Raw genomic sequence first — 22,662 nt, 5'->3', positions numbered from 1 at the left:
GACCGTGGGCCACGGCCTCGTCGCCGTGGCCCACGGTCCGGTGAAGGAATTCCCCGAGACTTCCCAGTCGGTGTTTCCGAGTTACGAACCGTCGATTTCGGGAGCGTTCCCAGTCGATATTCACCCAGGTCACAGGTGTCGCGGCCAGCGCTGTGACATCCGTCGCACGCGCTCGGGGGCCTGACCGGGCGGCTGGCTGGGGACAGCCGGGTCAGGCGTCCACCTCCGACAGTTGGAGCCGCATGGCGGGGTCGGACGTACGGACGAAGCCCAGCGAGCGGTAGAGCGGCTCGCCCGCCTCGGACGCGCGCAGGTCGACGGTGCGGATCCCCCGGTCGCGGTACCAGTCGAGCAGCGCCGTCACGCAGCGCCGGGAGTGGCCCCGCCGCCGGTGGTCCGGATCGGTCGCGACGTTGAAGACGTAGCCGACCTCGCCGGAGGGGTTGTCCGGCCCGCCGAGCCGGTACTCGACCGTGCCGACCGCACAGGCGGCCAGGGCGCCCGGCTGCTCCGGCTGCTCGGGCTGCTCCACGACGAAGGCGACCAGCGTCGGATCCACCTCGGACAGCCGGGTCCGGAGCGTCTTGCTCGCGGCCCGCCGCCACTCCTCGCCGGCCGGCTCGCGCCCCGCCATGGCGGCCAGCAGCACCCCACGGAGCCGGACCAGTTCTGCGGTGTCCGCCGGGGTCGCCCTGCGTACCTCACCCATCGGCCAGACGTTAGCCTCGCCGACGAGCCCGATGCCAACGGATTCCCGGTGGCTTCCGAGCTGCCGGTTCGACGCCGTCGGCGAGGCATACCGGTTGAGTGATATGCCACCGAGTCATAATTATGCCGTCGGGTCATATCGCTCGACGGCACATCATCCTCGCCGGGTCAGCGATGCGGGACCTCCGTCACGAAGGTTCGCCATGACTCGGGACCGAAGGTCAGCACCGGTCCGTACCGGTCCTTGCTGTCTCGGACCAGCACCCGGCCCGGCAGGTTGTCCGCCACCTCGACGCATTCGCCGCCGCCGGGCCCGGAGCGTGTCCTCGGCGGACAGTCGGCCCAGGGTGACGGCCACCCCGAGCAGGCTGGCCGCCAGGACCAGCACCCCGACGAGGAACAGGAGTGACCGAAGGAAGCCGCCCTCCCGCCGTATGACCTGGGTGCCGAGGTCCCGCGCGTCGGCGTTCCGTTCGGCGGCCGTGCGATGCAGATCCGCCTCCTGTTCCCTGATCCCGGCGAGCCGTTTAGCGATCCGGTCATCCTGCGGTTCCACGGTGCCACCCCGTCAGAGCGGAAGTTCGATGGGCTTCGGGGCCGGGTTGTCGCCACGCAGCGTATCGCCCGCCTGCCCGGTGTTCTGTGCGGTGTTCGACTGGCCCGCACCGCGCGCCGTGTTCTCGATCACCTGTCCGACCGGGCCGTGCACCGCAGTGTGGCCTTGGCCAATCGTGCTGACCGCCTGCCGGTAACCGCTCCAGCTGCGCGTGCTCTCACCGACGGACTGGAGGCGGAACGCCTCCAGACGCAGCGTGTTGCGGCTGGCCTGGCCGATCTGCGCGAGAATGGCGTCGCACTGACGGGTGAGCACACCCATGCGCTTGATCGCCTCGAACAGGCGCTTGAGCAGATTGAGGATCTTGCTGCTGGTCTTGCTCACCAGGATGGCGATCTCGGCGGCGACCTTGGGGATCAGCACCACCGTGAGGGCCTGTAGCGCCTTGGAGATGCAGGCTCCGATGACCTCGGCCACGATGTCGCGGATGGTGTTGCGGATGATGCCGACCATCGCACCGACGATGGTGGTCGCCTTGCTCATGGCGTCGGCGACCGCGCCCAGGGCCTGCACCGACTCCGCGTGCGTACGGGCGCGCTGCCGGTATGCCGTGGCCGCCTGCGACGTCCACGCTGCGGTGCTCCGATTGACCACATCGACGAAGAAGTCGGTGGCCTCGTAGATCCGCTGCTCGATGTTTTACCAGAATAAGTACCTGGCAAAACTCAGCGGCCACAAAGGACAGATGTCAGAGCGACAGTTTCATGCCCTCGTGGCTGGCCCGGAAGCCGAGCGAGGCGTAGAAGCGGTGCGCGTCCGTACGCTGTTTGTCGGTGGTCAACTGGACCAGTCCGCACCCGCGCTCCCGCGCCTGGTCGACCGCCCAGCTCATCATTTCCCGGCCGATCCCGGCGCCGCGCAGGTCGGACCGGACCCGTACCGCCTCGATCTGAAGCCGTTCGGCGCCGCGTCGGCTCATCGACGGAATGAAGGTGAGCTGCATCGTGCCGACCAGTTCGCCGTCGCGCTCGGCGACCACCAGGTCGTTGCGCGGATCGGCGTCGATCGCGTCGAATCCGGCCCAGTAGGCGGCGTCGATCTCCTCGCTCACCGGATGTCCCGGGTACCGCGCGGCGCTGATCGCGTCGTCGTGCAGCATCGCCACGATCGCCGGTACGTCATCCCGGCGTGCCGTCCGGAAGGCCAGGTCTGCCATCCCGACAGCCTGGCACATCGGCCCGGTTGACTGCCGGCTCGGGCCCGCCGACGAGGGGCCGACCGTCACACCGTGATGACGACCTTCGCGCGGGCGTGCTCCACCTCGACATAGCGGATCGCCTCCGGGGTCTCGACCAACGGGTACGTCTGGTCGATGACCGGGACGACCTTGCCAGCCTCGACGAGTTCCCGGAGCGACGCCAGGATCTCGCTGCTCCGGGGCACGTCGGTGAGGGTGAGCACCCGATGGCGGACGAAGCGTGCCCGCATCATTCCGCTGAGGGTGAGACCCATCGGCCCGAACAGGCGGGGACGAGGGCCGGATACGCCTCCACCGGAGAGGATGAGCGTTCCGGTGGGGGTCAGCACCCGTCGGTACTCGCCCAGCGACCGGTTCGCCACCAGGTCGAAGAGCACGTCGTACCGCCGGTTGCCGTGGGTGAAGTCCTCCCGGGTGTAGTCGACGACGTGGTCCGCGCCGATCGACCGGACCAGGTCCACGTTTCTGGTGCTGCACACGCCGGTCACCTCCGCCCCGAGCGACCTGGCGATCTGGACGGCGAACGTTCCCACGCCTCCCGACGCGCCATTGATCAGCACCTGCTGTCCGGGCTGCACCCCTGCCCTGCGCAGGCCCATCAGGGCGGTGCTCCCGGCCAGTGGGATCGCGGCCGCCTGCTCGAACGTCAGGTTCGCCGGCTTGTGGTCCAGCAGGTCGTCAGTGGCGCAGACGTACTCGGCGAATGCGCCGTCGCCGTCGCCGACGTCGCCGTACACCTCGTCGCCGACCCGGAACCGGGTCACCCGGCTGCCGACCGCTTCCACCCGGCCCGCGAAGTCGCTGCCTCGGATCTTCGTCTTCGGCCCGCCAAATCCGAACACCGGGCGGAACATCAGCCGTGCCAGGTACGGGTCGCCCCGCATGATGTGCCAGTCGCGGGCGTTGACGGCGGCGGCGTGTACCCGGACCAGCACCTCGTTGTCGGCAGCCACCGGCCGGTCGACGTCCCGCAGTTGCAACAGATCGGATGAGCCGTACCGGTCCTGGAAGATCGCCTTCATGGTGTCTCCGTAATCCGCGGGAGTGTGCTGGCCCGTGCCTGAAAATCAGGGTAGGAACGCCCGCGTCTCGCCGGATCGGCCCAAAGTACGCCTCGCCAGATCAGTCCAAAGTACGAGGACGAAACCGTCGCCGGCCGCTCACCGGGCCGGGCAACTGGTGTCCTCGCGTGGTGGCTTCAGTTCGATGAGGTAGGCGTCGACGGCGTTGGTGATGCACCTCGTCTGCGGGTAGGCGGTGTGGCCCTCGCCCTGCCAGGTCAGCACCACGCCGACGTCGAGCATCTCGGCCAGCTTGGGAGTCTGCTCGTACGGGGTGGCCGGGTCGCCGGTGGTGCCGACGACCACGATCGGCGGCGCGCCGGTCGCCGGTCCGGTCGGGTACGGGTCGCGCTGCCCCGGCCAGAACTCACAGCTCAGCATTCCGGTCGCCAGCGGGGGGCCGAAAAGCGGGTACTTCTTGCGCCACTCCGACTGGAGGGTACGGATCCGGTCGACGCCGACCTTGTTCTCCTCGTCGGCGCAGTTGACCGCGAGGTTGGCGTCGAAGAGGTTCGTGTACTTGCCGTCGGCGTCCCGTTCGGCGTACGCGTCGGCCAGTTCGAAGGTGCCCTTCGGATCGCCGTCGGCGAGGGTGTCGATGGCGGCGGCCAGTTTCTCCCAGCCCGCCTCCGTGTAGAGCGAGGAGATCACCGCGTAGAAGATCCATCCGGCGGTCGCCTCGCGGCCCTTCGCGCCGCGTACCGGCGAGACCCGGGCCTTCTCGATCGCCTGGGTCACCGCCGTCCGGGCGTCCGGTGCGATCGGGCAGCGGCCGGGCGTGCGCTCGCACCAGTCGGTGAAGTTGGTGAAGGCCCGCTCGAAGCCCTTGGCCTGGCTCTCCGAGCCGGCCACCATGCCCTGCTTCGGGTCGACCGCGCCGTCGAGCACGAACGCCCGGACGTTGCGCGGAAAGAGCTGCGCGTACGTCGCCCCCAGCAGGGTTCCGTAGGAGTAACCGAGATAGCTCAGCTTCTCGTCGCCGACCGCGGTCCGGATCGCGTCCATGTCCCGGGCCGCCTGCTCGGTGGCGAACAGGCGCAGCCGGTCGCCGTACTTCTCGCCGCAGGCTGCGCCGATCTTGCGGTTGAGCGCCACCAGTTCGTCGAACTCGGCCTGGCTCTCCGGGTCGGGTTCGAAGCCGAAGGTGGCGTCCAGGTCGGCGTCGGGCACGCACTTGACGGGGGAGGACCGGGAGACGCCGCGCGGATCGAAGCCGACGATGTCGAACCGTCGGGTCACCTCGTCGGGCAGCCCGCCGAAGGCCGATCCGAACGACAGGTAGACCGCCGAGTCGACGCCCGAGCCGCCGGGCCCGCCCGGGTTCACCAGCAGCGAGCCGATCCGGTCCTGCTGCTTGCTGGACCGGATCCGCAGCAGGGCGATCTCGACCTTGTCGCCGCCGGCTCCGCCCCCCGCGTTCCAGTCCCCGGGTACGGAGATGGTGGCGCAGTCGTACCGCATGTTGGCCGCGCCCCGGCCGACGAGCTTGCGCGGCACCTCCGGACACGGCTTCCAGGTCGGCCCGGCGGCGCTCGACGCCTTCGGGGTGTTCTGGTCGCCCTCGTCGCCCCGGTCGAACACCGGGAGGGTGCACCCGGCGGCAAGCAGGACGACGGCGACGAAACCGACCAGGGGCAGTCGGCGAAGGTGCGTGCGGGCCAAGAGAATCCTCCGTGGTTTTCTCGATCGCCAGGCTACGCGGTCGGGCTGGACGGCGTGGGGCGGCGGACGGCCGGGGCCGGCGTCGGGGACAGGTCAGGCGGTGGTCGCCGGATCGCCCCGGAGTACCTGGTCGACGTCGAACCGGATCGGGCGGTCGAGTTGGTCGTACCCGCAGGAGCGGGGCTGGCGGTCGGGCCGCCAGCGGACGAACTGCGCGGTGTGCCGGAACCTGTCCCCCTCCATCGCGTCGTAGCCGACCTCGACCACGAGTTCGGGCCGCAGCGGCTCCCACTCCAGGCTCTTCGTGCCGGACCACCGGCTCGGTCCGCCCGGAATCCGCTGCCCACTGGTGTGGTCGCCGTGGATCCACGGATGGTCGGCCATCTCGCCCCGGTACGGCGCCAGTTCGTCGAGGAGTTCGGCCCGGCGCGCGGCGGTGAACGACGCCGACACACCGACGTGGTGCAGGGTGCCCGCGTCGTCGTAGAGCCCGAGCAGCAGCGAGCCGACCACGGGGCCGGACTTGTGCCAGCGGAACCCGGCGACCACGACATCGGCCGTACGGGTGTGCTTGACCTTGAACATCAGCCGCTTCCCCGGCTCGTACGGGATGTCGGCCGGCTTGGCGACCAGCCCGTCCAGGCCCGCTCCCTCGAAGATCTCGAACCAGCGGCGTGCCGTTTCCGGGTCGTCGGTGGTCTGGGTGACGTGCACCGGCGGGACGACTCCGCTCAGCGCCTCGACGAGTCGAGCCCGCCGCTGGGCGTACGGCTGGTCCAGCAGCGCCTCGTCGCCGATCGCGAGCAGGTCGAAGGCGACCAGGTCGGCCGGGGTGGTCTCGGCCAGCATGGCGACCCGGGAGGCGGCCGGATGGATGCGCTGGCTCAGCAACTCGAAGTCCAGCCGGGGGGCACCGTCCGGACCGTCCCGGCGGATCACGATCAGCTCGCCGTCGACCGCGCAGCGCGTCGGTAGCTGTTGCCGGGCCTGGGCGACGACCTCGGGGAAGTAGCGGGTCAGAGTCTTGCCGCCCCGGCTGGCCAGTTCGACCTCGTCGCCGTCGCGGAAGACGATGCATCGGAAGCCGTCCCACTTCGGCTCGTAGGTCATCCCCTCGGCCGTGGGAATCTTCGGCACGCTCCGGGCCAGCATCGGTTCGACGGGCGGGTTGATCGGCAGGTCCACCCGGCCAAGTCAACCAGATCGTCGCCGGCCCGTGGTGCTCCTCGTTCGCCTCAACCGTCCCGGCCGTCCCGCCAGCACCGCGCGTATCCCGAGAGAGTCGGCGTTTCCGCAGGTCAGAGCTATCTTCGCCGGATGCGGGACTGGGTCTGCGTCTGCTGCGGCCGGTGGCAGGTGAGCATCGAGCGGATCGGCGGGAGATACCTCTACCGGCTGGGGTACCGCTATCGCCGGGAGGTCGGCGGGATGGACGTACTGGGTGAGGTGGGTAGCGTCGCCGCGCTGGAGCGGCTGCTGCTGACCCGTACGCCGGTGACCCTGGCCGACCTCCGTGAGCTGCCGGCCGGGCATGGTGCGTGAATCCACTTCCTGAGGTCGATCGGCTCACCACCTCGGGTGGCGCGGCAGGGCCTCCGCACGTGCCCGGTGAGCCGATCGGCCGATGTTCTACAGGGCCTTGTCGTCACACGGCCGTCGAGTTACCTGTCGGGCCGTCGAACAGTTACCTACAGTGTTTTCGCAATCTCCGCGAGCACGTCGGCCGGGACCTCCACGGCCGTCTCGTGTGCCGGAATGTCGAGCTGGGCGAGCGCCTCGGGGTCGGAGACCCGCCAGCCCTGCACGACGAAGGTGCCACGGTCGGTGCGGTACAGCGACGGGCAGTTGTTGACCTGGGACTGCGCGGTTTTGCGAACAAAGGTGAGCTTCACGTTTGTGCCTCTCGCTCCTTTTAAGCCACTTTGGGCCTGATGCCTAGTGGTGCTGTGATGCATTATGCGGCTATTCAGGACGATCGGGCACGGATCACAGCAACGTCGTCGAATGAATGTAGATGAATGGCCGATTCATCTCGCGTGGGATCCGGGGATCTCTCGGAAATCGATTTCGGTTGCTACCCAGCGTCAGGTTCCGTCGGGCCGGGGCGGCTGCCAGTCGGCGTACCGGGCCATCGAGCGGAGCGCGGTGCGGGGCGGGATGAACCGGAGAAGAGTGTTACGTAGCGTAACCGCCAACGGATTCTGGAGCTGCTGGCCGAACCGGCCGACCCGGTAGGAGGCGCGGGCCACGTGCTGGCTCCGGGGGCGGCGCTGCCGGTCGTACCGGATCAGCCCGGCGGCCAGGTCACCGGCACCCTCGCCCACGGTCGCGCCGAGCACCACCGCGTCCTCGATCGCCTGCGCGGCGCCCTGGCCCAGATTCGGGGTCATCGCGTGGGCGGCGTCGCCGAGCAGCACGACCGACCCGCGCCGGTAGCACGGCAATGGGGTACCGAGGTGGTAGATGTCGTTCCGGAGCACCGTCTCGGCGCTGGTGGCGGCCAGCAGGTCCGGGATCGGCGCGTGCCACGACCCGAACCGGTCCCGGACGGCGCGCAACTCGTCCGGGTCGCTCCCGCCGGCCGGGGCGTTGACCGCGCCGAACCAGTAGACCCGGCCGTCGCCGAGCGGCACCATGCCGAACTCCGCGCCCGGTCCCCAGCTGATCGCGACGTACAGTTCGCCGTCCCACGGCTCGTCGGTGACCCCGCGCCAGGCGGTCGAGCCGGCGTACACCGGCGGGGGAGCCGCCGGCCACAACCGGGCCCGCACGGTGCTGCGCAGGCCGTCCGCGCCCACCACCAGGTCGGCGCCGACCGTGATCCGGGTGCCGTCCGTCCGGTAGCTGACCTCGGCCGGTGGCCCGGCGGCCACGTCGACGACCTCCGCCCCGGTGACCAGCGTGCTGCCGGCCGGCAGGGCGTCGCGGAGGATGCCGTGCAGCGTCGCCCGGTGGATGCCCAGCGACTCGGTGCCGAGCTGGTCGGTCAGTTCGGTGGCCTCGATGCGGAACAGCCAGCGGCCGTCGGCGGTACGGCTGCCGCCGGGCGCCTCCACCTGGCCGGCGGCCCGGATCCGGTCGCCCACCCCGAGGGCGTCGAGCCCGGCCAGTGCGTTGGACATCAGCGTGAGCCCGGCGCCCACCGCGCCGAACGCCGGCGCCCGCTCCAGGATGGTGACCTGCCAGCCGTGCCGGGACAGCGCCAGCCCGGCGCAGAGCCCGCCGATGCCGGCGCCCACGACCACGGCGGTCCGGTTCTCCGTCATCCTCCACCTCCGCGAATCCGTCGTGCCTCGGTTCTTCTACAACTGTAGAAAGGCATACTACAGCCGTAGAAAAGTGGGGTGAAGGAGCGCGGATGGCTGTCCGGCGGAACCGGTTCGCCGTCATCACCGACGCCGCGATCGAACTCGTGGCGGAGTTGGGCATGCGGGGACTGACCCACCGCGCGGTCGACGCCCGCGCCGGACTGCCGCTCGGCTCCACGTCCGCGTACTTCCGGACCCGGAAGGCGCTCATCGAGGCGGTCGTACGCCGACTCGCCGACCTCGACCGGGCCGACCTCGAAGCCACCGAACCACCCGCCGACGGGGCGGCCGACGGGCCGACCGCTTCCGCCCCGGCCACGTCCATCGCCGGGGTGGAACCACTCGGACCCCGGGACCTCGACCTGCTCGCCGGCCGGATCGCCGGCCTGCTCGACCGGTGGCTGACCATCGGCCGTACCCGGACGCTGGCCCGGTACGCCTGCCTGCTCGAGGCCACCCACCACCCCGAGCTGCGGGACATCCTGTCGTACGGGACCGCGTCCCGGACCCAGGCCCGTGCGCTGCTCGCCCGGGCGGGTGCGGCAAACCCGGAGCAGCGCGGCAACCACCTCGTCGCCTGCGTCGACGGACTGCTCTTCGACCGCCTCGTCGGTGCCGGTTCCCTCACCGCGCCACCGCCGGGCAGCGAGCAGAGCCGCGCGGACTTCCACCAGGCCGTCCGGACCGTCCTGTTCGCGATGGCCGGTACCGACCTCCCGGAGACCGGCGCCGCAAGCGTCGGCGGGTGACCGGTCCACGGCCAACCCGGCCGGGGACCGGGCGGTCGGGATCGGCGCCGTCACCCAGCACGTACGGCCGTCACCCAGCGGGTACGGCCGTCATCGAGCGGGTACGGCCGTCACCCAGCGGGTACGGCTGTCATCGAGGGGGTGCGCCGGGTCGTCGCAGCTGTCGCCAACCCGCTCGGCGGCGGGACCGGCGACCGTCCGGACCGTCGCGCCGTCCGGCGAGGATGGCCGCGGCACAGGTGCCGAGCACGATCCCGGCGAACGGCAGGTATCTCGTCACGGCCCTCATGGTCGGCTCCTCCGGCTTCCGCCCCTGGCTTCCAGCCGCTCCCGTTGCGGCGTCACGGTGTACTTCGGATCCCGCGCCGACGCCACGCCGGCCTGGAAGATCCCGAACCGCAGGCAGACGGAGCCGGCGATCATCGCCGCCGCGCCCACCCTCGTCGCCACCCGGTTCCGGCCGGGGACGGTCAGCGCCAAGGCTCCGCCCGCCGTCAGCACGCGGCTGGCCCGCAGCAGCGCACCGCCGATGCCTCGGCGCAGCGGTTCGCCCACCATGCCCAGCCGGCGCTCCATCCGGCGGGCCGTCGCCAGTTCGGTGACGGCGCCGAGCAGCGCGGCACGACGGGCCGGGCCCGCCTCCGAGTCCGGCGCCACGAGCAGGCCCAGCGCGCCGGCCGAAGCGGCGGCCGAGCCCACGAAGACGACCGGCAGCTCCCGGTGTGCCTCGTGCCAGACCGGTACGGCGGTGTCGGAGATCAGCGTCGCGGTGTACGTGGCGATGGCCGGACCGACGACGCCGGCGCCGAGGGTGCCGAGCCGGCCGAGTCGAGGCAGCCACCCGGTGACGGCACTCCCGGCGGCGAGCAGTGCCAGCGGGCCGTACCCGGTCAGTAGCCAGGAACCGATGCTCATCGGGGAGGTCACCTTGACCACCCGGAGCATGTGGAGAAAGCGCTCGGGGCGGCCCAGGTCGTGCACCAGTGAGTAGAGCGACCCGGCGACGGCGACGGCGGCACCGGCCTTGAGCCCTCGGGCCAGGTGCGGCCGGCCGGTGAGTTCGGCCGCGGCGGCCAGGGTCGAGGAGGCGCCGGCCAGCCCGCCGAAGAACAGGTATCCGCCGATGTCGGGCGCCTGCCAGGGCGGCGGCTTCAGTACCGGCCGGCCGTAGTACGAGCGGAACTCGGCCTTCGACACCATCAGCCGCTCGCCGCGCTGCCGGCGCTCCGGCCGCCCGGCCGAGCCGATCAGGGCATCCCGTTCCGCCGGCAGGTCGAGCGAGGTGTCGAGTGGGACATCCGTACGGCTCATGGCGTTTCCTCACTGCGCTGGCTCATCGTCGGGCTCCCGGGATCGCGACGGCGGCGAGGGCGGCCAACAGACCCACGGCGGCCAGCCCGGCCCGTCGCCACATCGCGGGCAGGTCCCGGGTGGTGACGACCGGGTCCGGCGGCAGGCCGTACACCTCGGGCTCGTCCAGCAGCAGGAAGAACGCGCCGGCACCGCCGACCCCGTCGTGCGGATCGGCGCCGTAGAGCCGGGCGCTGGTCACACCGGCGTCGTGCAGGTCCCGCACCCGGCCGGCCGCCCGCTCGCGAAGCTCGGAAAGTTCGCCGAACTGGATCGAGTCGGTGGGGCAGCTCTTGGCGCAGGCGGGCTCCTGGCCGACCGAGAGCCGGTCGTAGCAGAGGGTGCACTTCGAGACCAGCCCGTTCGACGGGCGCTTCTCGATCACCCCGTACGGGCAGGCCGGTACGCAGTAGCCGCAGCCGTTGCAGATGTCCTGCTGGACCACCACCGTGCCGAACTCGGTGCGGAACAACGCGCCCGTGGGGCAGACGTCCAGGCAGGCGGCGTGGGTGCAGTGCTTGCACACGTCGGAGGACATCAACCAGCGGAAGTCCATCTCGGCCGCGGCGGAGACGTGTCCGTCCGGCGGTGCCGAGGCGGGCATGCCGAGCGAGACGGCGGTCCGTCCGCCGGCCGACCGGAGCAGGTCGGGTGGCAACTCGGTCGGGGCCAGGTGGGTCTCCTGCCGGCCGAGGCGGCGCGGCTGTTCGACGAAGGCGACGTGTCGCCAACTGTCGGCACCGAGGCTGCCGGTGTTGTCGTACGACATGCCGGTGAAGAGCAGCCCGTCCTCCGGAACCGCGTTCCATTCCTTGCAGGCCACCTCGCACGCCTTGCAGCCGATGCAGACGCTGGTGTCGGTGAAGAAGCCGACCCGTTCCGGGGGCTCCGCGTAGCCTCCGGCGCTGGCCGGATCCCGCTCCCCGCCGGTCGCCTCACGCAGATCGAGAGCCATCGCGGCTACGCCTCCGTTCCGGTGCGTTCGGTGATCCCGGCCCGACGCTGGTAGTCCCGGACCAGCGCCATCCGGTCCGGCCCCCGTGGCCGGCGACCCGGGCGGATGTCCGCCGACAGTGCCTTGCTCTCCTGGATGTGCGAGTTGGGGTCCAGCGAGATCGAGGTGAGTTCGTTGGCCGCGTCGCCCCGGCTGTAGCCGTTCGGTCCCCAGTGGAACGGCAGCCCGATCTGGTGGATGATCCGGCCGTCGACGTGCAGCGGTGCCACCCGCTCGGTCACCAGGACCCGGGCCTCGATCACGTTGCGGGCGGTGACGATGGTGGCCCAGTCGGCGTGCACGAGGCCCCGCTCGGCGGCCAGTTCGGGGGAGACCTCGCAGAAGAACTCCGGCTGCAGTTCGGCCAGGTACGGCGTGTGCCGGCTCATCCCGCCCGCCGTGAAATGCTCGGTCAGCCGGTAGGTGGTGACCACGTACGGGAAGATCTGCGCACCGCGCTGGGAACCGTTCGGGTGGTACCGGTTGTGTTCGTGCGGCCGGAGCAGCCGGGCCGGATTGCGCTGCTGGCGGTAGAGCAGGTTGTCCATCGGGGAGTCCTGCGGCTCGTAGTGGGTGGGCAGCGGCCCGTCGACGACCCCGGTGGGCGCGTACAACCAGGCGAGCCCGTCGGCCTGCATGATGAAGGCGTCGGTGCCGCGCAGTGCGGCGATCCCCCGGGCGCCCTCCGGCGGCTGGTAGTCCGGTCGCTTCGTCGGCTCGAAGTCGGGTATGTCGTACCCGGTCCACCGGTCGGCGTCGTCGTCCCACCAGACGTACTTCTTGCGCTCGCTCCACGGGCTGCCGTCCGGCCGGGCCGAGGCCCGGTTGTAGAGCATCCGGCGGTTCGCCGGCCAGGCCCACGCCCACTCCGGGGAGACCCAGTGCTGCTCCTCGGCCGGCTTGCGGCGGGCGGCCTGGTTGACCCCGTCCTTGTACACCCCGCAGTAGATCCAGCATCCGCAGACCGTCGAGCCGTCGTCGGCCAGTTCGGTGTACGTCGACAGCGGCCGGCCGTCGGAGTCCCAGCCGTTGATCTCGGCCAGCACCGCCTCGGCGACCGGCTCGGCGGTGCTGCCCGTCGTCGGGTAGTCCCAGGTCAGGTCGAGGATCGGCCGGTCCATCGGATCGGTCGAGCCGGCCAGCTTCTGCCGGATGAGCCGGCCCAGGTGGTACATGAACCACAGGTCGCTGCGGCGGTCGTCGGCCGGCTCCACGGCCTGGTGGTGCCATTGGAGCAGCCGGTTGGTGTTGGTGAAACTCCCGGCCTTCTCGGTGTGCGCGGCGGCCGGCAGTACGAAGATCTCCGTGCCGATCCGTTCGGTGGCCAGCTCGCCCGATTCGATCTCGGGGCCGTCCTTCCACCAGGTGGCGCTCTCGATCATGGTCAGGTCCCGGACGACCAGCCAGTCCAGGTTGGCCATCCCGAGCCGCTGCATCCGGGAGTTCGCCGAGCCGACCGCCGGGTTCTCGCCGAGCAGGAAGTAGCCCTTGCAGGTGCCGCCCAGCTGTTCCAGCGTGGTGTCGTAGTGGGAGTGGCTGCCGGTGATCCGGGGCAGGTAGTTGAAGCAGAAGTCGTTGTCGGCCCGGGCGGCCGGGCCCCACCAGGCCTTGAGCAGGCTCACCGTGTAGGCCCGCATGTTCGCCCAGAACCCCTTGCGGGCGGCGTCCGCGACGATGAAGTCGTCGAGGGTCTGTGCCTTGTGCGCGTGCGGCATCGGGATGTAGCCGGGCAGCAGGTTGAACAGGGTCGGGATGTCGGTCGAGCCCTGGATGCTGGCGTGCCCGCGCAGCGCCTGGATGCCGCCGCCGGGCCGGCCGATGTTGCCCAGCAGCAGTTGCAGGATGCTGGCCGAGCGGATGAACTGCGACCCGTCGGTGTGCTGGGTCCAGCCGACCGCGTAGACCAACTCGCTGGTGCGCTCGGGCCCGGAGTTGTCGACCAGGTGCCGGCAGACCTCGGCGAAGACCTCCGGCGGGATGCCGCAGATCCGTTCGACCATTTCCGGGGTGTAGCGGGAGAAGTGCCGCTTGAGGATCTGGTAGACACAGCGGGGGTCCTGCAACGTCGGGTCCCGCCGGGGTTGGCCGTCCAGCGCGGCGCTGCCGGAGCCGTGTTTCTCGCCCTGGCCGGATCCGTGCTCGCCGGCGTCGCGTCCGGGGGAGCCGGGCCGGTCGATCTGGGCCGCCTGCCGGGCGAGGTACTGGCTGTCGCGCTCGCCGCTGGCCGAGACCAACTGGACGCCCTCGTACTGCCAACTCTCCTCGGCGTACTGGTGGCCCTGCGGGTCGAATCCGGAGAAGAGCCCGTCCAGGTCCTCGGTGTCCTGGAACTGTTCGTTGATGATGGTCGAGGCGTTCGTGTACGCCAGCACGTACTCCCGGAAGTCCTTCTCCTGCGTCAGTACGTGGTTGATGATCCCGCCGAGGAAGGCGACGTCGGTGCCGGCCCGGATCGGCACGAACAGGTCGGCGAGGGCGCTGGTCCGGGTGAACCGGGGGTCGACGTGGATCACCGTGGCGCCCCGGGCCTTGGCCGCCATCACCCACTGGAAGCCGACCGGGTGCGCCTCGGCGAAGTTGGAGCCCTCGATCACGATGCAGTCGGCGTGCTGCATGTCCTGCATGAAGGTGGTCGCGCCGCCGCGCCCGAACGACGTACCGAGGCCGATCACCGTGGAGCTGTGGCAGACCCGGGCCTGGTTCTCCACCTGGATCACCCCGAGCGCGCTGAACAGCTTCTTGATCAGGTAGTTCTCCTCGTTGTCCAGAGTGGCGCCGCCCAGGCTGGCGATCCCCATCGTCCTAGCGAGCAGGCTGCCGTCCTCCTCCTCCCACTGCCAGGTCTCCCGCCGGGTCCGGATCACCCGTTCGGCGATCATCTCCATCGCGGTGGCCAGGTCGAGGTCCTGCCATTGCGTGGCGTACGGGGGGCGGTAGCGGACCTTGTCCAGCCGGCCCGAATCGGTGGTCAGTTGCAGCGAGGCGGCACCCTTCGGACAGAGTCGTCCCCGGCTCACCGGCGAATCAGGATCTCCCTCGATCTGCACCACCCGCTCGTCGCGGACGTACACGTTCTGGGCACAGCCCACGGCGCAGTAGGGGCAGACCGACTTGACCACCCGGTCCGCGCTGGCGGTGCGAGCCTGAAGGGCATCGCTCTGTCGCGACTTCACCGAAGCCGCCCGGCCGGTCCGGTCCGGCCCGGTGAGCTGGCGCCACACCGGCCACGAACCGATCGGAAGTTGGCGCACGGCGGGCTCCTGTCCTCGATGGCTGGTCCGGGGCGTCGGTCGGGGCGCGGGCGGCCGGTCGGGCTACCGCCCCGGCCGGGTCAGCTGGTCGCCGTGAGCCCGGCTACGCATCCACTCGTGCACAGGTTCGGCCGGAGGCGGGGGTGCCTCGCGCGGGTTGACCAGGCGCTGGGTTCGGGACGGCAGGATCCCCGGGCGCTCGCGCTGGGCTCTGGTCACCGTGCCGCCGCCGTCGGCCGGAATCCCGGTCCCGATCAGGTACGCCTGACCGGGTGGGATGCCCAGCGTCGCGCCGATCTCCTGGTAGCTCCGGCCGAGCCCGACCAGGCGCAGCACCGCTGCCTTGCTCGCCATGCCGACCCCCCGTCGCGCACCTGCCGGCGTCCGTGCACTACCGACGCCCAACCAGCAATAATCCTCTCATTTCGCCTGTAGCCGTGCGGTCGGTTTGGCCGTGCTGGTGGTCCGCCGGGCCGGTACCGGCCGGGAATCCCTGCCCGGTACCGGCCGGGAAACCCTGGCCGGCACCGGGGACCTATCGGCGGTCAGGCCGCCAGCGGGGTGTGCCCGGCCGGGACGGTCTCGTCGGACCGGGGCGGTGCCGGCGGGCTGCCGGCGCCGAAGGGACTCCCGCCGAGCGCCTCCCGACCGTGCGGGTCGAGCCAGTTGGTCAGGTCCGGGCCCTCCGGCACGATGCCGCTCGGGTTGATGTCCCGGTGCACCTCGTAGTAGTGCCGCTTGATGTGGTCGAAGTCGATGGTGTCGCCGAAGCCCGGCGTCTGGAACAGGTCCCGGGCGTACGCCCACAGCACCGGCTGCTCGGTGAGCTTCTGCCGGTTGCACTTGAAGTGGCCGTGGTAGACGGCGTCGAACCGGACCAGCGTGGTGAAGAGCCGGACGTCGGCCTCGGTGATGGTGTCGCCGACCAGGTAGCGCTGGCCCTCCAGCCGGGCCGACAGCCAGTCGAGCCGGTCGAAGAGTCGGTGGTACGCCCTCGCGTACGCCTCCTGGCTGCCGGCGAAACCGCACCGGTAGACCCCGTTGTTCACGTCGGCGAAGACCACGGCGTTCACCTCGTCGATCTCGGCCCGCAGCGCCTCCGGATAGAGGTCGGGGGCGCCGGAGCGGTGGTGCGCCCGCCACTGCGTCGACAGGTCCAGGGTCATCTGGGCGTAGTCGTTGGTCACCACCTGCCCCGTCGGTACGTCCACGATCGCCGGGACGGTGATCCCCCGCTCGTAGCCGGGGAACCGGGCGAAGAACGCCTCCTGGAGGCGCTCGATGCCGAGTACCGGATCGCGACCGCCGGGGTCGAGGTCGAAGGTCCAACTCCGGGCGTCGTGGGTCGGCCCGGCGACCCCCATCGACAGGACGTCCTCCAGCCCCAGCAGCCGGCGGACGATGATGACCCGGTTCGCCCACGGGCACGCCCGACTCACCACCAGCCGGTACCGGCCGGGCTCCACCGGGTAGCCGTCCCGCCCGTCCTCGGTGATCCGTGTCGCGATGTAACGCTGGTCGCGGGTGAACTCCCCGCCGGCACTGAGGTAGCTGCCGTCTTTGGTGTTCGACATGTCGCTATCGTTCCCCAGCCACTCCGCTCCGCAACCGCCGCCCCGCCGCCCCGCCGCCCCGCCGTCCGGTCGTCCCGCCGTCCGGCCGCCCGGTGCCCGGTCGCTCGCCGGTTGTGGTTCGTCGCCGGGATCGTCAGGGTCGCAGAAGCGCGTTGATCGTCCCGTAGTCCAGCGCTCCGGCGAGTGCCCCGTACGTGCCCGGCCCGAACGCCTCGTCGGCGGCCCGCTGCGCCACCGCGTACGCGCCCTCGGCCACCGCCGAGCCGAGGCTGACCCGGGCCACGCCGAGCCTCGCGAGTTCCGGCACCGCCGGAGCGCCCGGTCCGGCCAGGATGTTGACCGGCGCCGGGATGTTCGCGACGAGCTTTTCGATCGTGTCCGGATCCACCAGCCCGGGTACGAACACCCCGTCGGCGCCGGCCGCGAGGTAGGCGGCCGCCCGGTCGACCGTCTCCGCGACGCCACCCAGGCCACGCAGGAAGGTGTCGATCCGGGCGTTGACGTACAGCGGCACCCCGGCCCGGTCGGCGGCGGACCGCGCGGCGGCCAGCCGGGCCGACTGCTCGGCGACATCGCGTAGCGCCGGGACGTCGCCGGCAACGGCGTCCTCGATGTTCACCCCGACCGCGCCGACGGCGAGTACCGCGCGGACGGTCTCCGCCACCTGCTCCGGCGTTGCCCCGTAACCGGCCTCGATGTCGGCGCTCACCGGTACCGACACCGTGCCGACGATTCGACCGACGACGTCGGTGGCCAGGTCGCGGCCGAGGACGTCGCCGTCGGGCGCCCCGAGGCTCCACGCCACGCCGGCGCTGGTCGTCGCGACCGCGCGCGCCCCGGCCGCCGCCACGATCCGGGCACTCGCCGCATCCCAGGCATTGACCAGGACAACCGGGGTACCGGGGACGTGCAGCGAACGGAACAGGTCGGCCCGGCTCTGTTGATCAGTCATGCCAGGTAGTTTCCGCTGGTACCGGCGACAGCCGTACTCTTTCAGCTCTGGCTAAAACGGAAGCGGTTCGGACCGGAACGGAAGGTCGTCGTCGTGGTTGCCATCGGTCTGTCGGCCGGCGCTGTCGCCCGGATCCGGTTCGCGGTCTCCTGCGTGTGGGAGGTCGCCGCCAGCGTCCGGGTGCTGCGGGACACCGGTGACCACGCCGTGCACCTGCCGTGGGTGAACCGGGTACGCCCTCGGCTCCGCGCCGCCGGCCTGGTCGGCACCGACCGCACCCACGGTCCCGACGCGGCCGACGGCGGTCTGCTCTGGCAGCTCATCCCGGCCGGGCCCGGCTACCTGCCCGACTTCCTCACGCCGCCGCCGGGTGGCCTGACCCCGGACCTCGACGCCGAACTCGCCGTGCTGCGGGCCACCCCGCCCGAGGTCGTCCGCGCCGACCTCGACCTGTACGGCGGCGCCCGGTCGGCGGCGGTGCGTGCCCTGTACGCCGATCCGGCGGCCGGGCTGCGCCGGATCGCCGACGAGATCGCCGAGTACTGGCGGATCGCGCTCGCGCCGGACTGGCCCCGGATCCGGCTGCTGTTGGACGCCGAGGTGCAGCACCGGGCCCGGATACTGGCCGAGAACGGTGCCGCCGGGCTCCTCAACGATCTCCATCAACAGGTGCGCTGGGAGGACGAGACACTCTCGATCGCCCAACGCCACTGCACCGCCGTCGACGTCGCGGACGGCGGGGGCCTGGTGCTGATCCCGTCGGTCTTCGTCTGGCCGTCCGTGCTCAGCGTCGCCGGGAGTGCGAGCGTCGCCGGGAGTGCGAGCGTCGCCGGGGGTGCGAGCGTCGCCGGGGGTGCCGCGGCGCAGCTCGCTTATCCGGCTCGGGGCGTCGGCACCCTCTGGGAGGCCCCACGACAGGCGTCCGACACCCTGAGCGCCGTGCTGGGGCGGGGCCGGGCCCGGTTGCTCGTCGAGATGCGGGCGCCGATCTCCACCACCGAGCTGGCCCGGCGTACCGGGATCTCCGCGGGCGGGGTGTCCCAGCATCTCGCCGTGCTCCGGGCCGCCGGGCTGGTGTCCACGTACCGGAGCGGCCGTTCCGTCCTGAACACCCGGACCACCGTCGCCGACGCGCTGCTCACCGTGGCCGGCTGAGGCGGGGCGGTCCGGGGCGGGCAGCACCTGCTACCGGTGTTTCTCCAGGTACAGCAGTCCCGGGCCGGTGTCGATCGAGCGGTGCGCGAACACGACGTACCCGTGTCGGCGGTAGAGCCGCACGGTGTTCTCGCTGTCGGCCCCGGTGAACAACTCGAATCGGCGTACCGAGGCCGGGCAGGCGGCCTCCACGGCGCGCAGCAGTCTGCTGCCGATGCCCAGACCGTGCAGATCGGGGGCGACGGCGAGCCGGCCGACGTGGCCGGTGCCGTCCTCGATCCTGGCCCGGACCGCGCCGACGAGCCGGGTACCGAGCCGCGCGACGAGCACGATGCCGCCATCGGCCAGTACGGCGCGGACCTCGTCCAGCGTCTCGGTGAGCGGTGGCAGCAGCGGCTCCCGGTAGCGCTGCGCCTCGCTGACGTACGCGGCCCGCTGAACGGTCAGGATCTCGCCGGCGTCCGCGCGCCCGGCCGGCCCGACGGTGACGTCGGCACTCGCGGCAGAGAGATCGGCGCGGACGACCGCAGACGGATCGACGCGGACGAGGGGCGACGGATCGGCCGAGGAATCGGAGCGCTGAGTGGACACGTTCGCCAGGCAACCACACACCGACTCCGGGCCGGTCCCGGCACCCTCCTAGCCTGCATGTTAAGAAGGGGCCCTTCCTATACAAAAAGCGATAAGGAGGGGCCCTTCCTTACCTCTCAGAAGCGGGCGAAGGACCGGATCGGCATCCGGGGCCCGAACCGGGGAGCGTGCTGGCCATCGGCTTCGAGCAGGAGACAGACCCGGCCACGGTGTCCCCGGAAGGGCTCCAGCAGGGCCAGCATCCGTGCGTCGTCGCCCCGGACCTCGCCGGCCAGCGCCCAGGCGACGGTGTTCGGAATGTGGTAGTCGCCCACGCTCACCGCGTCCGGGTCGCCGAAGGCGATCCGTACCACCTCGGCCGCCGTCCACGGGCCGATCCCGACGATCGCGGTGAGCCGGCGGGTCGCCTCGACCGGATCGACGCAGCGTTCCAGCCGGTCCGCGACGGCCGCCGCCCGGCGTAGGGTGTCGGCCCGCCGCTGCTCCACCCCGAACGGATGGAACACCCAGTACGGCGCGGCGGCGATCACCGCTGGTTCCGGTGGTGTCCATAGCCCTGGTACCGGGCCGGGGGCGGGCGCGCCGAAGTGCCGGACCGTCGCCGCGTACGCCCGGAACGCCTCCTTGCCGGTGACCTTCTGTTCGAAGATCGCCCGTAGCAGTCGGGGGAAGATCTGTCCGGTGGCCGGAAGCCGCAGTCCACGGTGGGTACGGGCCAACCGGGCCACCACCGGATGGCCGGCGGCGAGCCCGTCGAAGCCCGTCACGTCGTCCCGGAGCCCGGCCACGGCGTCGGCCCGTTCCAGCACCCAGTCCGCGCCCGGTCCGTAGCCGTCGGCGACCAGTTCGTCGGAGCGCCGGCGAAGTGCGAGGGTCCCGGGTCCGGCCGGGGTGCGGGTGGCCCACCAGAAGGTTCCGTCGACGAACCGGGCACAGGGGTCGTGTGCCCCCATCGCCAGGAGCCGGACCGAGCCGGCGAGGTGGTAGCCCGCCGGTGGGCGCAGCACCCGACTCGCCGTCGGCCCGGTTCCGGTCACCCGGACACTCTGCCACGCCGTCGGCGGTAGCTGACCGTCCGGGCGTGCGGGGCGAAGCCGAGCGCCGCATAGAGCTGCTTCGGAACCGGATAGGCGTCGTCGCCCCGGGCGTACACCACGGCCGTCTCGGCTCCGGCGTCGCGGAACGCCCGCAGCACCGCGATCCCGGCGGCGCGGCCCAGGCCCTGCCGGCGGAACTCGGCGAGCGTGCCGACCGGCTCGAACAGGCCGGCCCGGTTCACCTCGTCGTACCAACCCAGGCAGTACGCGACGAACCGGCCGTCCGGCGCTTCGACGACCACGTCAAAGGCGGACCGGTACGGCCAGCGCCGGACGAGGGTGCGGTACCGCTCCTCGGTCAGGGCCGAGGGATGCCAGACCTCCCGGTGTACGGCCACCCGGCGGGTCAGGTCGGCCTCGCCGCGTACCGGGCGGACCACGAAACCGGCCGGCAGCCTCGGCACCCCCGGCAGTACGGCGAGGTCACGGCGGTGGGCGAGGAAGTACGGGCCTTCGGTGTCGGCCGAGTACCCCCGGCGGCGCAGCGCCGCGTCGAGGTGCCGCTCGCTGTCGAAGACGGTGACGGTCGGCGGCGCGGACGTTACGCCCTCGGCCCAGTCCAGCACCTGCTCGGCAAGTTCCGGACGGGCGGGATCGACCAGCAGGGCCAGTTCGTCCGGCGCCTCCAGCCAGCCCCACGCCACCGGTTCGGCGCCGATCCGCCACAGCGCCATCGGCCGGCCGGCAGCGGTGGTCGGCGCCTGGCCGAGGTTCCAGGCCAGATCACCGATGTGCCAACGGCTGCCTGGCGACCAGATCCGCTGCGCGAACCGTTGCAGGTCCTGAAGATCGGCCTCGCCGCCGTAGTCCCGTCGCATCGGGCCACCATGCCCGGCTCGGCGGCCGGGGGACAAGCACGATTCCGGCCGATCGTCGCCGTCGCCGGGACGGGCTGGCCGGGGGCGCCGTCGCCGTAGGGACGGCTGGCCGGGGGCGGGCACAGACGGGACGGCACCGGAACGCCCGTGCGCGTTCCGGTGCCGTCCGGCCTGTAGCGGTTCAGGTGTTTCCCGACCTGGCCCTCGTGCCGTCCTCCCTCCGGATGTACGTCGTCGGATTCACCTGGCGGCGGTGGGTTGGGGACCAGTCACCACCGGTTCGTGCGGGATTGGCGGGAGCGTCGACCGCTCAGGCCATCGGCCGGCTTTCCAGCCGGCCGGGATCACCGGACGGTGATCCGGACTACGTCGAACGCCGGCACCTGGTTGGCGCGGGCCATCATCGGGATGCGGTGCGAGCCGTCGCCGGCCCAGATCGCGCACTGCGCCTGGCCCCGCTGGGTGAGACCGGGGACGGTCACCGTGACGGTGTCCGGCGTCGCGCCGCCGTTGCCGTCCTCGGTCGCCACGAAGAACGCCGGTACCGGCGCCGGGTCGGGCGCGTTGCGGTTGCTGGTCAGCATCCGGCAGGCCGAGTGGAAGTGGCCACGGACCAGTCCGTCCTCGGTGAGGAACGAGCTCTCCTTGTAGTAGCCGCCCTGCGCGGCCGGCAGGAACCGGTCCCGGACCAGGTTGCGGGTGCTGACCCGCAGCGTGAACTGCTGGTTGACCCGTACCGAGGTCGGCGCCTGGGTGATCAGCAGGCTCGGGTTGTCCTCCGGAGCGCCGACCTCGCCGAACTCGGTCCCGACGCAACGCTCGCCGTTCTGGAAGCCGTCGTGTGCCTGCAGGTCGCTGCCGGAGCAGTCGGCACCCAGCGGTTCGAGGGCGGTCGGGTTGCCGGGCGCGGTGCTCGTCGTCGGGCCGGTGCTCGGCGTGCAGTTGCCGCTGCCGTTCTGGTTGCCGCGGCCACGCTGGGCCAGGGTGCCCGCCTGCTGCCCGTCGCCGGGGTGCTGGATCGCGCCGTGGTCGTGGTACGACCGGGTCTCCGGCTTGGTGGCGGTGCCCGGCCCGCTGGCGGTGCCGGTGGGGGCCGGGGTCGCGCTCGCGTCGGCCGAGGGGGTGGCCGCGGGCGCGGTGGTGGCGGGCGGGGCCGTGGTCGGGCAGGCCCGTGCCTTCGTACGGCCGCCCCAGACGTCGGCGTTGGAAACCTGCGTCACGGCAACGATCGCGCCGAACACACCGAGCGTGGCAAGCACGGCAATCAGGCGCTTGTTACGTGGCGGGCGGTTCGAGCGCCGTGAGGAGCGGACGGGGGTGTTCACGTGGTGCCACCTCTTTCTGGAGAGGGTTCGGTCAGCGAGGTCGGATCAGCGGACCAGGCTGGGGGTGCCGACGACCAGGAGGTCGTCAGCCTGGGCGGGTGCTGGGCGGGCCGATGTGACGGACCCGGATGTCGGTGCCGGCGATCGGCGCGCCGTGGACCCGGCGGGGGTCGCCTTATGTGGCGCTGACCAGGGGTAGCGACGGATCGGGTGACGATCCTGAGCGCCGGGTGGCAACCCGTCTATCGTCACC

General features: G+C 71.6%; 22 protein-coding genes and 1 pseudogene. 3 read left to right on the top strand and 20 right to left on the bottom strand.

Features of this window, described 5'->3' with window-relative positions:
• Positions 1-211: 211 nt before the first annotated feature.
• From ACFP2T_RS12880 to ACFP2T_RS12850, 7 genes and pseudogenes are all read right to left on the bottom strand, one after another.
• Positions 212-709 (bottom strand): GNAT family N-acetyltransferase, encoded by a 498-nt coding sequence (locus ACFP2T_RS12880; protein ID WP_377421111.1) that lies wholly within the window; start codon positions 707-709, stop codon positions 212-214.
• Between the two features lie 167 nt (positions 710-876).
• A pseudogene (locus ACFP2T_RS12875) lies at positions 877-1,032 on the bottom strand (DUF397 domain-containing protein); the annotation flags it as partial.
• A 244-nt stretch (positions 1,033-1,276) separates the two neighbouring features.
• A complete protein-coding gene (locus tag ACFP2T_RS12870) occupies positions 1,277-1,837 on the bottom strand; it encodes a hypothetical protein (protein WP_377421109.1) in 561 nt (186 codons plus the stop codon).
• A gap of 175 nt (positions 1,838-2,012) precedes the next feature.
• Positions 2,013-2,480, bottom strand: a complete 468-nt coding sequence (locus ACFP2T_RS12865; RefSeq protein ID WP_377421107.1) for a GNAT family N-acetyltransferase — start codon at positions 2,478-2,480, stop codon at positions 2,013-2,015.
• Positions 2,481-2,545: 65 nt separating this feature from the next.
• Positions 2,546-3,544, bottom strand: a complete 999-nt coding sequence (locus ACFP2T_RS12860) for an NAD(P)-dependent alcohol dehydrogenase (RefSeq protein ID WP_377421106.1) — start codon at positions 3,542-3,544, stop codon at positions 2,546-2,548.
• Positions 3,545-3,682: 138 nt separating this feature from the next.
• Positions 3,683-5,245, bottom strand: coding sequence for an alpha/beta hydrolase (locus ACFP2T_RS12855; RefSeq protein WP_377421104.1), 1,563 nt, complete (start codon positions 5,243-5,245; stop codon positions 3,683-3,685).
• Positions 5,246-5,338: 93 nt separating this feature from the next.
• A complete protein-coding gene (locus tag ACFP2T_RS12850) occupies positions 5,339-6,430 on the bottom strand; it encodes an ATP-dependent DNA ligase (protein ID WP_377421103.1) in 1,092 nt (363 codons plus the stop codon).
• Positions 6,431-6,562: 132 nt separating this feature from the next.
• Here ACFP2T_RS12850 and ACFP2T_RS12845 point away from each other — a divergent pair, with 132 nt between their 5' ends.
• Complete coding sequence (locus tag ACFP2T_RS12845) at positions 6,563-6,787, top strand: hypothetical protein (protein WP_377421101.1); 225 nt, start codon at positions 6,563-6,565, stop codon at positions 6,785-6,787.
• Positions 6,788-6,933: 146 nt separating this feature from the next.
• On the opposite strand, the gene ACFP2T_RS12840 is transcribed toward ACFP2T_RS12845, so the two are convergent.
• Both ACFP2T_RS12840 and ACFP2T_RS12835 read right to left on the bottom strand, forming a co-directional pair.
• Positions 6,934-7,137, bottom strand: coding sequence for a hypothetical protein (locus ACFP2T_RS12840; protein WP_377421099.1), 204 nt, complete (start codon positions 7,135-7,137; stop codon positions 6,934-6,936).
• Positions 7,138-7,329: 192 nt separating this feature from the next.
• Positions 7,330-8,511, bottom strand: a complete 1,182-nt coding sequence (locus ACFP2T_RS12835) for an FAD-dependent monooxygenase (RefSeq protein ID WP_377421097.1) — start codon at positions 8,509-8,511, stop codon at positions 7,330-7,332.
• Positions 8,512-8,603: 92 nt separating this feature from the next.
• Here ACFP2T_RS12835 and ACFP2T_RS12830 point away from each other — a divergent pair, with 92 nt between their 5' ends.
• Positions 8,604-9,302 carry a TetR/AcrR family transcriptional regulator gene (locus ACFP2T_RS12830; RefSeq protein ID WP_377421095.1) on the top strand — a complete coding sequence of 233 codons (699 nt, stop codon included), beginning with the start codon at positions 8,604-8,606 and terminating at the stop codon, positions 9,300-9,302.
• Between the two features lie 130 nt (positions 9,303-9,432).
• Here the strand turns inward: ACFP2T_RS12830 and ACFP2T_RS12825 are convergent, their stop codons facing one another.
• From ACFP2T_RS12825 to ACFP2T_RS12795, 7 genes are all read right to left on the bottom strand, one after another.
• Positions 9,433-9,591, bottom strand: coding sequence for a hypothetical protein (locus ACFP2T_RS12825; protein WP_377421093.1), 159 nt, complete (start codon positions 9,589-9,591; stop codon positions 9,433-9,435).
• Positions 9,588-10,613, bottom strand: coding sequence for an NrfD/PsrC family molybdoenzyme membrane anchor subunit (nrfD, locus tag ACFP2T_RS12820; RefSeq protein WP_377421091.1), 1,026 nt, complete (start codon positions 10,611-10,613; stop codon positions 9,588-9,590). Before nrfD ends, ACFP2T_RS12825 begins: the two co-directional genes overlap by 4 nt.
• A 22-nt stretch (positions 10,614-10,635) precedes the next feature.
• Positions 10,636-11,607 carry a 4Fe-4S dicluster domain-containing protein gene (locus ACFP2T_RS12815; RefSeq protein ID WP_377421089.1) on the bottom strand — a complete coding sequence of 324 codons (972 nt, stop codon included), beginning with the start codon at positions 11,605-11,607 and terminating at the stop codon, positions 10,636-10,638.
• Between the two features lie 5 nt (positions 11,608-11,612).
• Complete coding sequence (fdh, locus tag ACFP2T_RS12810; protein WP_377421087.1) at positions 11,613-14,897, bottom strand: formate dehydrogenase; 3,285 nt, start codon at positions 14,895-14,897, stop codon at positions 11,613-11,615.
• Between the two features lie 63 nt (positions 14,898-14,960).
• Positions 14,961-15,251, bottom strand: coding sequence for a hypothetical protein (locus ACFP2T_RS12805; RefSeq protein ID WP_377421085.1), 291 nt, complete (start codon positions 15,249-15,251; stop codon positions 14,961-14,963).
• Between the two features lie 191 nt (positions 15,252-15,442).
• Complete coding sequence (locus ACFP2T_RS12800) at positions 15,443-16,471, bottom strand: glutathione S-transferase family protein (RefSeq protein ID WP_377421083.1); 1,029 nt, start codon at positions 16,469-16,471, stop codon at positions 15,443-15,445.
• 133 nt (positions 16,472-16,604) lie between these two features.
• Positions 16,605-17,423, bottom strand: coding sequence for an isocitrate lyase/PEP mutase family protein (locus ACFP2T_RS12795; RefSeq protein WP_377421081.1), 819 nt, complete (start codon positions 17,421-17,423; stop codon positions 16,605-16,607).
• Positions 17,424-17,516: 93 nt separating this feature from the next.
• On the opposite strand from ACFP2T_RS12795, the gene ACFP2T_RS12790 reads away from it, so the two are divergent.
• On the top strand, positions 17,517-18,578 hold the full coding sequence (locus ACFP2T_RS12790; protein WP_377421079.1) for an ArsR/SmtB family transcription factor: 1,062 nt from the start codon (positions 17,517-17,519) through the stop codon (positions 18,576-18,578).
• Positions 18,579-18,608: 30 nt separating this feature from the next.
• Here ACFP2T_RS12790 and ACFP2T_RS12785 read toward each other — a convergent pair whose 3' ends face one another.
• From ACFP2T_RS12785 to ACFP2T_RS12770, 4 genes are all read right to left on the bottom strand, one after another.
• Entirely contained in the window at positions 18,609-19,028 is a 420-nt protein-coding gene (locus ACFP2T_RS12785; protein ID WP_377422764.1) for a GNAT family N-acetyltransferase, read from the bottom strand.
• A gap of 257 nt (positions 19,029-19,285) precedes the next feature.
• Positions 19,286-20,206, bottom strand: coding sequence for a DNA-3-methyladenine glycosylase family protein (locus ACFP2T_RS12780; protein ID WP_377421077.1), 921 nt, complete (start codon positions 20,204-20,206; stop codon positions 19,286-19,288).
• Entirely contained in the window at positions 20,203-21,084 is an 882-nt protein-coding gene (locus tag ACFP2T_RS12775) for a GNAT family N-acetyltransferase (protein ID WP_377421075.1), read from the bottom strand. Before ACFP2T_RS12775 ends, ACFP2T_RS12780 begins: the two co-directional genes overlap by 4 nt.
• Before the next feature lie 344 nt (positions 21,085-21,428).
• Complete coding sequence (locus tag ACFP2T_RS12770) at positions 21,429-22,343, bottom strand: Pecanex-like protein 1 (RefSeq protein ID WP_377421073.1); 915 nt, start codon at positions 22,341-22,343, stop codon at positions 21,429-21,431.
• Between the last annotated feature and the right edge of the window lie 319 nt (positions 22,344-22,662).

This window comes from Plantactinospora solaniradicis (assembly GCF_042658085.1).
Classification (GTDB): domain Bacteria; phylum Actinomycetota; class Actinomycetes; order Mycobacteriales; family Micromonosporaceae; genus Plantactinospora; species Plantactinospora solaniradicis.
This window is presented reverse-complemented; position numbering and strand designations above follow the sequence as displayed.

Bases quoted from the DNA above. Each gene is read 5' to 3' on its own strand.
- ACFP2T_RS12845 (WP_377421101.1), top strand. From the start codon at position 6,563: ATGCGGGACTGGGTCTGCGTCTGCTGCGGCCGGTGGCAGGTGAGCATC.
- ACFP2T_RS12795 (WP_377421081.1), bottom strand. From the start codon at position 17,423: ATGACTGATCAACAGAGCCGGGCCGACCTGTTCCGTTCGCTGCACGTC.
- ACFP2T_RS12835 (WP_377421097.1), bottom strand. From the start codon at position 8,511: ATGACGGAGAACCGGACCGCCGTGGTCGTGGGCGCCGGCATCGGCGGG.
- ACFP2T_RS12865 (WP_377421107.1), bottom strand. From the start codon at position 2,480: ATGGCAGACCTGGCCTTCCGGACGGCACGCCGGGATGACGTACCGGCG.
- ACFP2T_RS12815 (WP_377421089.1), bottom strand. From the start codon at position 11,607: ATGGCTCTCGATCTGCGTGAGGCGACCGGCGGGGAGCGGGATCCGGCC.
- ACFP2T_RS12775 (WP_377421075.1), bottom strand. From the start codon at position 21,084: ATGCGACGGGACTACGGCGGCGAGGCCGATCTTCAGGACCTGCAACGG.
- ACFP2T_RS12860 (WP_377421106.1), bottom strand. From the start codon at position 3,544: ATGAAGGCGATCTTCCAGGACCGGTACGGCTCATCCGATCTGTTGCAA.
- ACFP2T_RS12805 (WP_377421085.1), bottom strand. From the start codon at position 15,251: ATGGCGAGCAAGGCAGCGGTGCTGCGCCTGGTCGGGCTCGGCCGGAGC.
- ACFP2T_RS12825 (WP_377421093.1), bottom strand. From the start codon at position 9,591: ATGAGGGCCGTGACGAGATACCTGCCGTTCGCCGGGATCGTGCTCGGC.
- ACFP2T_RS12880 (WP_377421111.1), bottom strand. From the start codon at position 709: ATGGGTGAGGTACGCAGGGCGACCCCGGCGGACACCGCAGAACTGGTC.
- nrfD (WP_377421091.1), bottom strand. From the start codon at position 10,613: ATGAGCCGTACGGATGTCCCACTCGACACCTCGCTCGACCTGCCGGCG.
- ACFP2T_RS12800 (WP_377421083.1), bottom strand. From the start codon at position 16,471: ATGTCGAACACCAAAGACGGCAGCTACCTCAGTGCCGGCGGGGAGTTC.
- ACFP2T_RS12830 (WP_377421095.1), top strand. From the start codon at position 8,604: ATGGCTGTCCGGCGGAACCGGTTCGCCGTCATCACCGACGCCGCGATC.